Annotated in this window: 15 protein-coding genes and 1 pseudogene; 4 read left to right on the top strand and 12 right to left on the bottom strand. The window is 59.8% G+C overall.

The window, feature by feature from the left end:
• Window positions 1-200 precede the first annotated feature (200 nt).
• On the bottom strand, window positions 201-794 hold the full coding sequence (locus BZK31_RS23860; RefSeq protein WP_083185746.1) for a nitroreductase family protein: 594 nt from the start codon (window positions 792-794) through the stop codon (window positions 201-203).
• A 210-nt stretch (window positions 795-1,004) separates the two neighbouring features.
• On the opposite strand from BZK31_RS23860, the gene BZK31_RS23855 reads away from it, so the two are divergent.
• Window positions 1,005-1,454 (top strand): YcgN family cysteine cluster protein, encoded by a 450-nt coding sequence (locus BZK31_RS23855; protein ID WP_083185745.1) that lies wholly within the window; start codon window positions 1,005-1,007, stop codon window positions 1,452-1,454.
• 4 nt (window positions 1,455-1,458) lie between these two features.
• Here BZK31_RS23855 and BZK31_RS23850 read toward each other — a convergent pair whose 3' ends face one another.
• The 7 genes from BZK31_RS23850 to BZK31_RS23820 all read right to left on the bottom strand — a co-directional run bounded on the left by BZK31_RS23850 (window position 1,459) and on the right by BZK31_RS23820 (window position 8,577).
• Entirely contained in the window at window positions 1,459-1,839 is a 381-nt protein-coding gene (locus BZK31_RS23850) for a YgaP family membrane protein (RefSeq protein WP_083185744.1), read from the bottom strand.
• 77 nt (window positions 1,840-1,916) lie between these two features.
• Window positions 1,917-2,417, bottom strand: coding sequence for an RNA methyltransferase (locus tag BZK31_RS23845; protein ID WP_083185773.1), 501 nt, complete (start codon window positions 2,415-2,417; stop codon window positions 1,917-1,919).
• A 115-nt stretch (window positions 2,418-2,532) separates the two neighbouring features.
• Entirely contained in the window at window positions 2,533-3,402 is an 870-nt protein-coding gene (locus tag BZK31_RS23840) for a copper resistance protein B (protein WP_102136522.1), read from the bottom strand.
• An 8-nt stretch (window positions 3,403-3,410) separates the two neighbouring features.
• Window positions 3,411-5,192 (bottom strand): copper resistance system multicopper oxidase, encoded by a 1,782-nt coding sequence (locus BZK31_RS23835; protein WP_083185743.1) that lies wholly within the window; start codon window positions 5,190-5,192, stop codon window positions 3,411-3,413.
• A 180-nt stretch (window positions 5,193-5,372) separates the two neighbouring features.
• A complete protein-coding gene (locus BZK31_RS23830; protein WP_024686287.1) occupies window positions 5,373-5,747 on the bottom strand; it encodes a YajD family HNH nuclease in 375 nt (124 codons plus the stop codon).
• A gap of 66 nt (window positions 5,748-5,813) precedes the next feature.
• Window positions 5,814-6,290: a cyclic nucleotide-binding domain-containing protein gene (locus BZK31_RS23825; protein WP_083185742.1), complete on the bottom strand. Its 477-nt coding sequence runs from the start codon at window positions 6,288-6,290 to the stop codon at window positions 5,814-5,816.
• Window positions 6,291-6,516: 226 nt separating this feature from the next.
• Window positions 6,517-8,577, bottom strand: coding sequence for a S9 family peptidase (locus BZK31_RS23820; protein WP_083185741.1), 2,061 nt, complete (start codon window positions 8,575-8,577; stop codon window positions 6,517-6,519).
• A 133-nt stretch (window positions 8,578-8,710) separates the two neighbouring features.
• Between BZK31_RS23820 and BZK31_RS23815 the strand changes: the two genes are divergently transcribed.
• The 3 genes from BZK31_RS23815 to BZK31_RS23805 are packed head-to-tail and all read left to right on the top strand — an operon-like array spanning window position 8,711 to window position 10,607.
• A complete protein-coding gene (locus BZK31_RS23815; protein WP_083185740.1) occupies window positions 8,711-9,193 on the top strand; it encodes an MFS transporter in 483 nt (160 codons plus the stop codon).
• A gap of 58 nt (window positions 9,194-9,251) precedes the next feature.
• Entirely contained in the window at window positions 9,252-10,040 is a 789-nt protein-coding gene (locus tag BZK31_RS23810; protein WP_083185739.1) for a class II glutamine amidotransferase, read from the top strand.
• 42 nt (window positions 10,041-10,082) lie between these two features.
• Window positions 10,083-10,607 (top strand): DUF2937 family protein, encoded by a 525-nt coding sequence (locus tag BZK31_RS23805; protein WP_083185738.1) that lies wholly within the window; start codon window positions 10,083-10,085, stop codon window positions 10,605-10,607.
• A 46-nt stretch (window positions 10,608-10,653) separates the two neighbouring features.
• Here the strand turns inward: BZK31_RS23805 and BZK31_RS23800 are convergent, their stop codons facing one another.
• The 4 genes and pseudogenes from BZK31_RS23800 to BZK31_RS23785 form a co-directional block, all read right to left on the bottom strand.
• A complete protein-coding gene (locus BZK31_RS23800; protein ID WP_083185737.1) occupies window positions 10,654-11,373 on the bottom strand; it encodes a WbqC family protein in 720 nt (239 codons plus the stop codon).
• A gap of 194 nt (window positions 11,374-11,567) precedes the next feature.
• The gene (locus BZK31_RS23795) at window positions 11,568-12,746 is read right to left on the bottom strand and encodes a vWA domain-containing protein (RefSeq protein ID WP_083185736.1); all 1,179 of its coding nucleotides are present in this window, start codon (window positions 12,744-12,746) and stop codon (window positions 11,568-11,570) included.
• Window positions 12,747-12,785: 39 nt separating this feature from the next.
• On the bottom strand, window positions 12,786-13,631 hold the full coding sequence (locus BZK31_RS23790; protein WP_083185735.1) for an AAA family ATPase: 846 nt from the start codon (window positions 13,629-13,631) through the stop codon (window positions 12,786-12,788).
• 158 nt (window positions 13,632-13,789) lie between these two features.
• Window positions 13,790-14,253 (bottom strand): annotated as a pseudogene (locus BZK31_RS23785) (DUF748 domain-containing protein); the annotation flags it as partial.

Genomic DNA, 14,253 nt, shown 5'->3' with positions numbered 1-14,253 from the left:
AGTCAAGCGCCATACCCCATTGGAGCGATGGGCACGATCAGACGAGCTTGAACCCGCTTATCAAACGGGCAGCTCACTGAATAAACACTTGTGTGGGGTGAGCTTGCTCACAAAGACAAGTGTGCAGACGCCGATGTCTAGGGAACGTAGCTGACCTTCCCGGGCAAGCGCCTGCCACCTTTCACACCAGGCACATTGCCTTACAGCGAGAAATCACCCTCTGCCGCCAGTTGTGCAACCGGCAGGCGTGGACTTGGGGTTTCACGGCCTTGCAGGTATTCCGGCAGGGTCGATTTGTCGCCCAGTTTGCCAACCGCAACGGCGGCGTGCAGGGCGTAACCTTCAGGGATGTTCAGTTCCTTGCGGGTCAGGTCTTGATCGAAACCGGCCATGCCATGGGTGTGCCAACCGCTCAGGCTGGCCTGCAGCGCCAGGTAGCCCCACGCCGAACCGGTGTCGAACGTGTGCCACAGGGCAGGGCCTTCTTCGGTTGCGCCAGGTGCGGTGAAGGTGGTCTTGGAAATGACGATCACCAGTGCCGAGGCATGTTGTGCCCAACTGCGATTGAACTCATTCAGCAGGCCCAGGTAACGCTCCCAGTTCGGCGTATCGCGACGCGCGTACAAAAAGCGCCACGGCTGCGAGTTATAGGCCGAAGGTGCCCAGCGCGCGGCTTCGAAAAAGCTCAGCAGGGTTTCTTCGGGGATGCTTTCGCCAGTAAAGGCGCGTGGTGACCAGCGTTCGGTGAACTGCGGGTCAATGGCATGATCTGCGACGCGAGGGTGTGTGCTCATGAGAGTCCTGTAAAGAAAAGGGCAAAGGGAGCGTGGCTCGATGGGCCGTGGTCGGCAGGCATCGCTTGACGCACTGAAAGCGCGTTAACGCTACTGTTTTGCCTTGCCGCTGACAAGCGCCTCGATACCGCCAGTCGCAAGTGCTTGGCCCGCACTCGATGTGCCACTAGACTGGCGGCCTTTTCCATAGCCGATACGGTTGTCTGAACCATGGCCGCCAACGTTGAACCCTTCTGGATCCGCAAGACCCTCGACCAGCTCGACCGTGCCGAGTGGGAGTCGCTGTGCGATGGCTGCGGACTGTGCTGCCTGCAAAAGCTGGAAGACGAAGAAGACAACAGCGTCTATTACACGCGAATCGCCTGCAAGCTGCTGGATTTGAAGACCTGCCAGTGTTCGGACTATGAAAACCGTCGCGCCTGGGTGCCCGACTGCATTCAGCTGACACCGGGTCAGGCGGATGAATTCAAATGGTTACCGCCGACCTGTGGCTATCGGCTGGTGAGCGAGGGCAAGGACTTGCCGCTCTGGCATCATTTGGTGTGCGGTGATCGTGATGCGGTGCATCACGAGCGTATCTCCCAGTCCGGACGCATGTTCAGCGAGCTGAGCGTGGCCGAGGACGACTGGGAGGATCACCTGATTTTTCGTGCGGGCTGAGTGATCAGACGCCGGACTTCGGCTCGGTCAGTGCATCGATGCCATTGACGGTTGCGGTTTTGACGGCTTTTTCGGCGTTGGCCTTCAGCTCGCTCAATTCAGCGCCGGCCCGTTCGATGTTGGAACGCGCGTTTTGCAGGTCGCTGCGGCCTTTCTCCATCAGGCTCTTGGCCGAGCAGTGACCGGTGATGCCACGTGCCAGAACGGCGCCACCGATGGCCAGCTGAATCAGGCCCAGAAACCCGCCACGACGCACGCCCTTGCCCATCATCAGTACGCCGCCTGCCAGCGAGCCGATACGCTCCCAGCCCTGGACGTTCTGATCGGGGGTGTGCTGAAAGGTCTCGGGTGTGTCGATACGTTCGATGATCGGGGTGTCGCGCATGATGGCTCTCCAGAAAGTAGTCAGTCGGTTCAGAGAAACTGACTGCCCGCCGATGAGACTGGTTCAATGCATTTGCGTCAGCGTTCGCTGGACGGGTCGACCTTTTCACGGCCGAACTGCGGACCCGAGCGGGTATTGATCCCCTTGGCCATGCGGTCATAGAGCACGACGTTGACCGTGGCGGCCAGGTTCATGCAGCCCTCGGTGGGAATGTAGACGACGTCTTCGCACCAGTCGCGAATGTCCTGATCCAGCGAGCCATCCTCCGGACCGAAGATGTACAGCGCCCGGTCCGGATGCGTGTACTCGGGCAGCGGCCGGGCACCGTCGACCAGTTCGACCGCAACGGGAATGCAGCCCAGCGGCAGGATGCTTTTCAGGTCCTCGATACCGATCAGCGGGATGTCCTGATGAATCTTCTTGGTGTCGGTGATGAAATCCCGCGCCCGCTCGTAGCGCTTGCCGGTATAGAACACCGAAGCCACGCCGTAGCAGCCAGCGGCACGCATCACGGAGCCGACGTTTTCCGGAGACTTGGGGTTATACAGGCCGATGCAGGCGTAACGTTTGTTTGCCACGAGGAGGGTGCTCTGGGGAAAACCGGCGATTATACGGCAGCTCCGGCGCGTTGCCATGGCCATTTGCGCAGCGGACGTCCATGTCCGTTGGCCCGTTGCCGTATCCGTCAGATGCTTAGAACCACAGGCGCACGCCAACGACTAGCCGCGTTTCGCTGCTGTCTTCACCTTCTTCGCGGGCGTAGTCGGCGGTCTTGCCGTAGCTGCGGTTCCAGCTCACGCCGATGTAGGGCGCAAACTCCGGGCGCAGCTCATAGCGCAGCCGGAGGCCGAACTCACTGGTCGACAGGCCCGAGCCATTGCCGCGTTGCGGGTCGTTCTTGCCGTATGCGTTGATTTCGGCGTTGGGCTGAAGGATCAACTGGTTGGTCAGCAGCAGGTCGTAATCCGCTTCGAGGCGCGCCGTGGTCTGTCCGGCCTCACCGAGAAACGCAGTGGCCTGTAGTTCGAGACTGGACAGCGGCGTGCCTTGAACGCCGAACGCTGCCCAGGTCTGCGGGGCGCCGGGCTTGAAATCCTGACGCACGCCGGAAACCACATCCCACCACGGGCTGATGGCGTGTCCCCAGAGGGCCTGAACCTCTGCCTCTTGGGTCTTGCCGTTGAGGCGCTCGCCTTCCGAGCGCAGCACCAGCCGGTCGATGTCTCCGCCGATCCAGCCGGACAGATCCCAGACCAGCGCGCTGCCGTCATCGGCGTTCTGCCATTCCAGCTTTTCGGCCTGGAAGAACGTATTGATCGCCGCGTCATGGACCTGGTGGCCAGCGTGGCTAGTGTAAACCGCGGCGCGGTCTGCATCGGTGATCGCCGGGACAGGCGTGCGGCTCTGCCCGGTCGTGGACTGCGCAGGCTGAGTCTCGGGCATGCTGTGACCGCTGTGGTCCATGCCGTGTATCTCGGCCGCCGTCGCCCTGACGGCCACGATCATGCCGACCACCAGCAAGGTCAGCGGCAGGCGAGGGGTGTGCAGGATTCTGCTTAACATTGGTGTGCTCATTCTTCCACCCGCACTTCGCGGAACATGCCCATTTCCATGTGGTACAGCATATGGCAGTGATACGCCCAGCGCCCGAGCGCATCGGCGGTCACGCGGTAGCTGCGTCTCGAACCCGGTGGCATGTCGATGGTGTGTTTGCGCACCATGAACCGGCCATTCTCGTCCTCCAGATCGCTCCACATGCCGTGCAGGTGAATCGGGTGAGTCATCATGGTGTCGTTGACCAGCACCACGCGAACCCGCTCGCCATACTTGAGCCGCAGCGGTTCGGCGTCCGAGAATTTCACGCCGTCGAATGACCAGGCAAATTTCTCCATGTGTCCGGTCAAGTGCAGCTCGATGGTCCGGCCAGGCTCGCGGCCGTCCGGGTCTTCGAAGGTGCTGCGCAGGTCGGCGTAGGTCAGTACCTTGCGACCGTTGTTCCTGAGGCCGAGCCCCGGATCGTCGAGTTTCGGCGACGTGCTCGTTGCCTGCATGTCGACCAGCGGATTGCCGCTCTCGCTTGGCGGATGCGATTGTGCTGCGCCCATTGGTCTGGCGTCGTTTTTCATGGCGTGAAGGTCATGACCGGTCTGGCCATTGCTCTGGCCGTGGCCCATCTGGCTATGGTTCATCTGGCCATGATTCATCTGTGGCATGTCGCCGTGATCCATCGCGCCATGACTCATGCCCATGTCGTCCATGCTCAACTGCGGACGTGGATCGAGTGGCGGAACCGGGGCCTGCAGGCCCTGTTGGCTGGTGAGGGTGCCGCGGGCGAAGCCGCTGCGGTCCATGGACTGGGCGAATACCGTGTAGGCACCGGCAGCGGGCTCGACGATCACGTCGAAGGTTTCCGCCACGGCAATGCGCAACTCATCGACGGTCACCGGCTTGACGTGCAGGCCGTCGCTGGCGACCACGGTCATTTTCAGGCCTGGGATGCGCACGTCGAAGTAGGACATGGACGAGCCGTTGATAAAGCGCAGACGAATCCGCTCGCCTGGCTTGAACAGCCCGGTCCAGTTCATGTCGGGCGCCTGGCCGTTCATCAGGTAGGTGTAGGTCGCGCCGCTGACATCCGCGATATCGGTCGGATCCATCCTCATCCGTGCCCACATCGTGCGATCCGCGACCGTCGCGCCCCAGCCTTTGTCGCTGACGTCACTGATGAAGTCGCCCACGGTGCGTTTGTTCTGGTTGTAGTAATCGGACTGCTTCTTGAGCGTCCTCATCAGGCCGTTCGGGTCCTCGTCCGTCCAGTCAGTGAGCATGATGACGTGCTCACGGTCGTAGCTGAACGGCTCGGGTTCTTTCGCATCGATGATCAGCGGTCCATACACCCCGGCCTGCTCCTGAAACCCGGAATGGCTGTGATACCAGTACGTGCCGTTCTGCCTGACCTTGAAGCGATAAACGTACTGGCCGTCGGGCGCGATGCCGTCAAAGCTCAGGCCGGGAACGCCATCCATGTTGGCGGGCAGCAGGATGCCGTGCCAGTGAATCGAGGTGGTGTCCTTGAGCCGGTTTTTCACCCGCAAGGTCACGGTGTCGCCTTCCCGCCAGCGCAACAGAGGCCCGGGAAGGCCGCCGTTGACGGTCATCGCGGTGCGGTGATTGCCGGTGAGGTTGACCGGCGTTTCGCCAATGAACAGATCGAATTCGGTGCCTGATAATTCCAGTGATTCGCCCGGGCGCGGCGCGGCCCAGACCGGACTGCGCCAAAGCCCCAGCCCGCCCAGAAGACCGCCCGCGGCCAGTCCTTTTACGAAGGTTCGTCTTGATGTTCTGGAAAGCATGAGCGCGGATCCGTCAGTCGATTCGTCGCAGGCCAGACGGTCTGCGGGTTTGAAGGGAAAATGCCACAACGTGGAAGGCGAGGGGATTACATTTCAGTCAGGTTGCGGACAGGCCGAAACGAGCGGCGCTACGTCGAAAGCGGACATAGCGCGTGGGAATGATCAGTGCGGGTTTTCCCGTCATTCATCCTTTTTCATCAAGCCGGCCAGTGCCGCGAATGGGTTGTGCGTAGCCTTCGAGGCTTTGGGCGAGCTGAGCGAACTGTCGGAAAAGTATTGCTGATCGGTATAGCGGGAGTGTTCGTTATCGTGGCAATACAGGCAGAGCAGTTCCCAGTTGGAGCCGTCCTGCGGATTGTTGTCATGGTTATGGTCGCGATGGTGCACGGTCAGCTCGCTCAGGCGTTTGCCAGCAAACTCGCGCGCGCAGCGGCCGCACACGTGGGGGTACATGCGCAGGGCCTTGTCGCGGTAACCCATTTCGCGGTCGCGCTGGGCGTCGGCCAGAATGCGGTCCAGCTTGGCAGTGTTGGAAGGAGGGTTGGCCGTGCTCATGGTGTCACCTATTCGTGTACGCGTGAAAAGCGGGATGTCGGCAAGTTTAGCGTCAGATGCGCAAACTCACACCTGCTGTGACAGTAACTGGCCGTCGACCATGCGCAGGCGCCGGGACAGCGAGATCGCCAGGGCGCGAATGATTTTGGCGGCGACCTTCGGCGCTTCGTCCAGCATCTTGTCCAGCGAGTCGCGGCCCAGGTTCAACAACTGGCAACTGGTTGCCGCGATGCAACTGGCCGAACGACGCTCGCCATCCAGCACTGCCATCTCGCCGAACGCCCGACCACGCCGCAGGGTGGCTATCTCGACCGGCTGACCTTCGCTGTTGAGCTTCTGCACCGATACCGTGCCTTGATGAATGATGCACATGAAGGTCCCGGCATCGCCTTCAGCGAAGATCGTTTCGCCTTTGTCGATGTCGGTGATGCTGAAATAACCGGCGACCGCCAGGAAATCCCCCGGCAGCAGGGTATCGAACAGGCCGCAGTCCAGCAGCATGTCGCGTATGGCGTTGTTCAGGTTGGACAGTTGTTCTGACATGGTTCGGTCTTGTGATCAGGCTATGGAGAAGGGGGCAAATCCGTGCCCCCCGGTGCTAGGCGCCGTACGTAAAGTGGCTGCGCTCGGTGATGCTGCGTTAAAAACAGGCTCGGAATGCTCATTTACACCACGTAGGTTCCGCTTCCTTGCCTGTTTTTGTCCGGCCTGACCTTCGCTCGCCGACTTTTCGTACATAACCTGGTAAGACAGGCGTATCAAGCCAAGTTCATTCGCCCGGTTGCAATACCTTGAAGATGAAAGCGTACTCCAGCGCCACATCGCGCAGGCCCTGATAACGACCACTCATGCCGCCGTGTCCGGCACCCAGTTCGGTCTTGAGTAACAGCAGGTTGTCGTCGGTCTTGGTGGCGCGCAGTTTGGCAACCCACTTCGCCCCTTCCCAGTACTGCACACGGCTGTCGTTGTAGCCAGCGATCACCAGCATCGCCGGGTAGGCCTGGGCGCTGACGTTTTCGTAAGGCGCATAGGCTTTGATGCGCTCGTACACGTCAGGCTCTTGCGGATTGCCCCATTCGTCATATTCGGTGACGGTCAGCGGCAGCTCGGGGTCGAGCATGGTGTTGAGCACATCGACGAACGGTACTTCGGCAATCGCCGCCTTGAACAGATCAGGACGTTGATTGAGCACTGCGCCCATCAACAGGCCGCCAGCGCTGCCGCCACTGATCACCAGTTGCTCGGAGCGAGTCAGCCCTTCGGCGATCAGGTGTTCGGCGCAGGCAATGAAATCGCCGAAGGTGTTTTGTTTGTGTTCCTGCTTGCCATCGCGATACCAGGCTTCACCCAGTTCGCCACCACCGCGGACATGCGCAATTGCAAAGGCGACGCCACGGTCCAGCAGGCTGAGACGTGCATGGGAGAACCACGGGTCCAGGCTTTCGCCGTAGGCACCGTAGCCGTACAGATAAAGTGGCGTCGCCTGACCGGCCAGTTCGCGCTTGACGACCAGACTGATCGGCACTTGCGTCCCATCCGCTGCGGTCGCCCACAGGCGCTGGCTGACATAGGCGTCGGCGTCGAAGGTGCCGAGCACCGGGGTTTCCTTGAGCACTACCTGATCACCGCTGGCCAGTTCCAGCTGTCGGACCTGAGGCGGACGGTTCAGTGACTGGTAGCGCAGGCGAATCCGATCGCTGTCGAACTCCAGCGAATCCTGTACATAGAGACTGTACGCCGCATCGGGCAACTGCACGCGGTAGGCAGGCAGGTCTTGAGGGCGGACTTCGATGATCGGCAGGCCACCTTCGCGCAAACTCAATGTCAGGCCTTTGGCGTTGAGGCTGACGCCTTCGAGCATCACCGAATCGCTGTGGGCGATCAGCGTTTGCCAGTCCTCGCGGGTCGGAACGCCGGTCGCCTGCTCAGGCGCGTGGTACAGCGCGAAATTGATGCCGCTCTGGTTGCTGCGAATGAACCAGCTCCAGGTGCCATTCAGCTGCCCATGATCGGGAAAGTATTCGTGGCCTTCCACGCGAGGCGCCAGGCAGATGAAGGCCTGTTGAGGATGTTCGGCATCCAGCACCCAGGCTTCGCTGGTAGTCTTGCTGTTGAGCAGCAGCACCAGTTGACGTTCGGAACTGGTGCGAAAGCAATGCAGGAAGAAGCGCCCGTCTGGCTCGTTGAACACCAGATCGGCGGTTTCATTGCCCAGTGTGTGGCGATAGAGCTTGTGCGGACGATGGGTATCGTCCAGTTCGCCAAAGAACAGCGTCTGACTGTCGTTGGCCCAGGTCATGCTGCCGTCGCAATCTTCGAACGGCAGGCTGCTGACCGCGCCGGTGCTCAATTCCTTGACGTAGAGCTGGTAGACCTCGTCGCCGCTGGTGTCCAGGCTGTAGGCCAGACGCTGATGATCCGGGCTGATGCTGAATGCGCCGAGCGAGAAAAAGCCGCCATCGGCCAGCACATTGGGGTCCAGCAGCAGCTCTTCGCGACCCTCGTCCACGGTATTGGAGTCGTCCGCCGGGCGTGGGCAGCGATAATGGCGGGCGTATTCGTCACCTTCGGTGGTGCGGGTGTAGTACAGATACGGGCCCCATGGTGAGGGCAGCGACAGGTCGGTTTCCAGGATGCGGCTCTTGATTTCCTGAAACAGCGTTTCGCGCAGCGCGCTCTGGTCGGCCAGTTGCTGTTCCTGATAGGTATTTTCAGCCTTGAGGTAGTCGAGCACTTCGTCGGTGTCGCGGTTCTGCAGCCAGGCATAGGGATCGGAGCCGTCCGCCTTGCGGGCGACAGGGGCGCTGGAGGTTGCATTCGAAAAGGACATGCGGGGCTCTCTCTAAAGGCGTCAATCAAATGAAATATCGGGACACGCTGCACCGATTAGTTAACCCAGGCAAGCCGGGCCACTGAAAAGCCGTTATCATAAGCGCCTCTTTACCTGGCTTACCACGGACTACATGACCGACAACGACTATCTGATCGCCTGGAGCCTCTACGCCTTTGCCGCGTCGGGCTGCCTGCTGGTGTGGTTTCTGATGACCGGCTGGATGTGGCGCTACCTGAAGGAGCCGCTGCGTGTCATCGCCGCCGTGCTGCTGTTTACGCCGACCCTGGTAGATCCGGTCAAGGACGCTTATGCACCGGCCGTGGCCATCACCGCGCTGGACCTGATGTTCAAGGTCGGCAGCAATGTGTGGACGGCGGTTTCGGACCTGGCGATGTACGGCATGTTCGCCTTAGGTGCATACCTGCTGTTCGTGTTGATCCGCTGGCCGATCGAGAAAAGCCGCAAGGCGCGTCAGCCGCAACCGGTTGCCGAGCCTGAGCCGGCCGATGCAGAAGACCAGCCGTTCGCCGGCGATGACCGCTATGGTCGCAAACCTGCTGCGCCGGCACCGGCGTCTTCGGTTCGTGGCGCACGGGTCGAGCCGCGTTTGTAGAGTCCCGCTTCGTTGACGCATGAGCCGCTGCCACCCCTCTTGAAGCGAGAACCTGAGCATGTGTGAACTACTGGGCATGAGCGCCAATGTCCCCACCGACATCGTTTTCAGCTTTACCGGGCTGATGCAGCGCGGTGGCAAAACCGGACCGCATCGTGATGGCTGGGGCATTGCGTTCTACGAGGGCCGCGGCCTGCGCCTGTTCCAGGACCCGGCTGCCAGCAGCGAATCGGAAGTCGCGCAGCTGGTGCAGCGTTATCCCATCAAGAGTGAAGTCGTGATTGGCCATATTCGGCAGGCCAATGTCGGCAAGGTCTGTCTGTCCAACACCCATCCATTCGTGCGCGAATTGTGGGGTCGTAACTGGTGTTTCGCCCACAACGGTCAACTGGCCGGGTTCAGCCCGAGTGCCACGTTCTACCGGCCGGTCGGCGATACCGACAGTGAAGCGGCATTCTGTGACTTGTTAAACCGTGTACGTGAGACCTTCCCGGAGCCGGTCGAAGTCGAGCAGTTGCTGCCGACACTGATTCAGGCCTGCACCGAGTACCGTAGCAAGGGCGTGTTCAACTGCCTGCTCAGCGATGGTGACTGGCTGTTCTGCTTTTGCAGTACCAAACTGGTACAGATCACCCGGCGCGCACCGTTCGGTCCGGCACGCCTGAAGGACGTCGACGTAATCGTGGATTTTCAGGCGGAAACCACGCCGCACGATGTGGTCACAGTGATAGCCACTGAGCCGTTGACCGAGAACGAAAACTGGAACCCCTATGAACCGGGCCAGTGGAGTCTGTGGCGCAAGGGCGAATGCGTGGCCAGAGGTTCGACCGATACGGTCACGCAGTAACGCACGCACATTCACACGCAATTCAAAGGAAGAGGGCCGTACATGCTGCGAAGTTATCTGCGACTGGTGCTGTTCACCACAGGCCTGCTGTTCGGCGTGCAGGTGCCCGGTTTCATCAGTGACTACAGCAAACGTGTCGAAGCGCACCTTATCGAAGCCCAGCAAGCGATCAAGGGCTACAACGCCACAGCGCAGCAGTTTTTCAAGGGCGATATCCAGGCGCTGATCCAGCATTATCGCGATAGTGAAGACCCGGTGTTCCGCAGCGATGCCGACAACATCAATACCTTGCTGACCCGCACCCACGTGCTGGAACGTCAGTGGCTGGGGTTGCAGGGGGCCTGGTATTCGCGAGCCTTTTTCGTGGCGACTTCTTCCGACGCCGATATTCGCCGCGAGACCTTCAATGGCTACACCTGGCAGGTGCTGCTGGCGCCTGAAGTCATTGCCTGGGGCATCATCAGCGCCTTGCTGCTGGCGCTGGTGATCGAAAGCTTCGTGCTGTTGCTGGGCTGGGTGGTCCATGGCGGGCGTCGCAAGCCGCAACTCGAACGGGACTATCGCTGAGTTTCAGCCGTACAGCGCATCCGTGCCGCTCCGGACGGGCCGCCGGTTATCCAACGGCCCTCGTTTCATTGCGAATATAAGCCAGCACTGTCTCAGGAGCGTTCCACATCAATACGTCCAGTATCGACAGGTTCTCGATGAAGTGGAAAGGCGCGGCGCAATAGTGCAGTGAAGAGGGCTCCAGAAACCGCAACTCGATACCGCGTTCCTGCCATTCATGTGCGACGAATATATCGCGCCCTCCGGTGGCATTGATGTATTGACGGGCCTCCATCAAGGTACTGATTTCGAGTGCCCACTGTCCCGCGTGTCGAATGGGCGGCAGATCGAACTTCATCTCCGAACAGCTCTTCCAGTTGAAGGGCAGGCCGATGTAATCACAGACTACTTCAAGCGAGCGTGTATTCAAGTCGCTGATGTGAGTGGTGCCCGGTGCGTCGAAAGTCAGATCAAGCAATTGGATGACCTGCCGGAAGTGCGGGGCCTTGTAACGGTAGTGCTCCAGCTGATTTTTAATGCGCCTGTGGGCTGTCGCGTAATCAATGATCATGGCGTCCTTGATCAATGTTCCGTCCTTGGCGCTGACCGGGACTTTGATGTACTGCCAGCCTCCATAACCGTCCAGTATGCGATTACGGTTCATCCAGCTCTTGCGTTTGTATTTGACGATGTCGAAGACCAGTCCGCGCTCCACCGCAGCAATGAGTTGGAAATAACCGATATAAGGAAAAAAGTAAGGCTGCATGATCCCGAGCGTTTCAATCATAAGTAACCCGCGATGTCGCGACGGTTGCTCAGGCAAAACGATGGAGTAACAGCAAAACGACTTACTCAGTCAGCACTTGACCGTCTGAATGATTGTCAGAAACCTGAGCGTAGTCTGGAGTTACACGCCGAACGTGCTGTTGGTCGGCTTGAAAAAAGCCAGTCGATGACTGGCTTTGTAAACATCGATAAGGCTCATTTGGCCAGATAACGCATGCCTTCTTCCAGGCCGCGCAAGGTCAATGGGTACATCTGGCCTTCGATGAGATCGCGGACGATGTGGGTGGAGGCGGTGTAGTCCCAGGCTTCTTTCGGGTAAGGATTGATCCAGATGATCTTCTTGAATTTGGCCATGAAGCGCTGCATCCACACATAGCCGGCTTCTTCGTTCCAGTGCTCGACACTGCCGCCGGGTTGGGAGATTTCGTACGGTGCCATTGACGCGTCACCGATGAAAATCACCTTGTAGTCCGCGCCATACTTGTGCAGCAGGTCCTGGGTCGAGGTCCGTTCCGAGCCGCGCCGCAGGTTGTTCTTCCACACCGATTCGTAGATGAAATTGTGGAAGTAGAAATACTCCATGTGCTTGAACTCGGTCTTGCAGGCCGAGAACAGCTCCTCGCAGACCTTGATGTGCGCGTCCATCGAGCCACCGATGTCGAACAGCAGCAACAACTTGATGGTGTTGCGTCGTTCGGGACGCATCTGAATGTTCAGCAGGCCGGCGTCGCGTGCGGTGTGATCGATGGTGCCGTCGATGTCCAGCTCGTCAGCAGCGCCCTGGCGAGCGAACTTGCGCAGACGGCGCAAGGCGACCTTGATATTGCGCGTGCCCAGTTCCACCTGATCATCCAGGTTCTTGTACTCGCGCTGGTCCCAGACCTTGACGGCCTTGCCCTTGCGCTCGCCTGCGTCGCCGACCCGAATGCCTTCCGGATGGTAGCCGCCCGAGCCGAACGGGCTGGTGCCGCCGGTGCCGATCCACTTGTTGCCACCGGCGTGGCGTTCCTTCTGCTCTTCCAGGCGTTTCTTGAACTCCTCGATCAGCTTGTCCAGGCCGCCGAGAGACTGGATCTGCGCTCGCTCCTCATCGGTCAGCGAGCGCTCGAACTCCTTGCGCAGCCAGTCTTCCGGAATCAGCGCCTGCAGATGATCGTCGAGCTTTTCCAGGCCGTTGAAGTAGGCGCCAAACGCGCGATCAAACTTGTCGAAATGACGCTCGTCCTTGACCAGAATCGTGCGTGCCAGAAAGTAGAACTCATCGATGTCGGCGAAGATGACCCGCTGTTTCAGCGCATTGATCAGGTCCAGCAACTCGCGCAGGGACACAGGCACCTTTGCCGCGCGCATTTCGTTGAACAGGTTGAGCAGCATGGCTGTCGCCCTTTTTCGTCACGGGGTGAATGAAGAGGATCAGCGACTGCCGCGACGGCTCATGAATGCCAGCCGTTCCAGCAGTTGCACGTCCTGCTCGTTCTTGACCAGCGCACCGGCCAGCGGCGGAATGGCCTTGGTCGGGTCACGCTCGCGTAGCACGGCTTCACCGATGTTGTCGGCCATCAGCAGCTTGAGCCAGTCCACCAGTTCGGAGGTCGAGGGCTTCTTCTTCAGGCCCGGCACTTTGCGCACGTCGAAAAACACGTCCAGCGCCTCGCTGACCAGGTCTTTCTTGATGTCCGGGTAATGCACATCGACGATGCGCTGCAACGTGCCACGGTCCGGGAAGGCGATGTAATGGAAGAAGCAGCGGCGCAGGAATGCGTCGGGCAGCTCTTTCTCGTTGTTGGAGGTAATGATGATGATCGGGCGCTGCCTGGCTTTGATGGTTTCATCGATTTCGTAAACGTAGAACTCCATCTTGTCGAGTTCCTGCAACAGGTCGTTGGGGAATTCGATGTCGGCCTTGTCGATTTCGTCGATCAGCAGGATCACCCGCTCTTCGGACTCGAATGCCTCCCACAGCTTGCCTTTCTTCAGGTAGTTGCGCACATCGTGAACCTTGTCGACGCCCAGTTGTGAATCGCGCAGGCGACTGACGGCGTCGTACTCATAGAGACCCTGGTGCGCCTTGGTGGTCGATTTGATGTGCCAGGTGATCAGCTTCGCGCCAAAGGATTCGGCCAGTTGTTCGGCCAGCATGGTCTTGCCTGTGCCCGGCTCGCCCTTGACCAGCAGCGGGCGTTCCAGAGTGATCGCTGCATTGACCGCAAGCTTCAGATCGTCGGTGGCGACGTATGCCGGGGTGCCTTCAAACTTCATCGATGAATCCTCTCGCAGGGCATGCCAGCCTTGGCCCGCATGCCGGAACAGTGGCAAATAATGCCCTGACTATAACGTGCGTCCCCGACGCCTGTGAACGCAGACGCCCCATTCAGTTCTTGAATGAGGCGTCACACGTTGACCGGGTCGGAAAACCCTCAGGAATCCTTGTTGCTCTCGTAACGGGCATTGAACGCCTGAACGAACGCGTTGCGCAGGATCTGCAGAAAGGCCTGGAAGCCGCTGATGTCCTGTTGGCGCACGCTGCCGCTGAGGTCGACGCGGGTCGCGAACTGGTTCTGACGCTGGTTCTTCAGCACCGTTTCGCTGGTGCCCACCAGCGCTTCCCAGACCGAGCGAAAAACACTCTTGTCCTTGTCCTCGACGTCCTGGCGCCAATTGAAGACATCGACATTGCGCAGCAGCGGTTTGATATAGCCGCTCAACTGGCCCTTGTCAGCCTGGGCTTCGATGACGATGTCGCCATTACCCGCATTGAAGTCGAACTTGCCGTAGGCCGATGAGAAGTCGTTGAGCTTTCTGAGCTGAATGCCCGTGGCTCGCAAGCGGAAATCAAAGTCCTGGAAGTTGCTGAGCGGGTCGAAGCGCGCCGTGCTTTCCA

The organism is Pseudomonas floridensis, assembly GCF_002087235.1.
Taxonomy (GTDB): Bacteria; Pseudomonadota; Gammaproteobacteria; order Pseudomonadales; family Pseudomonadaceae; genus Aquipseudomonas; species Aquipseudomonas floridensis.
Note: the sequence above shows the minus strand (reverse complement) of the source record. Positions and strands in the feature narration are given on the sequence as shown.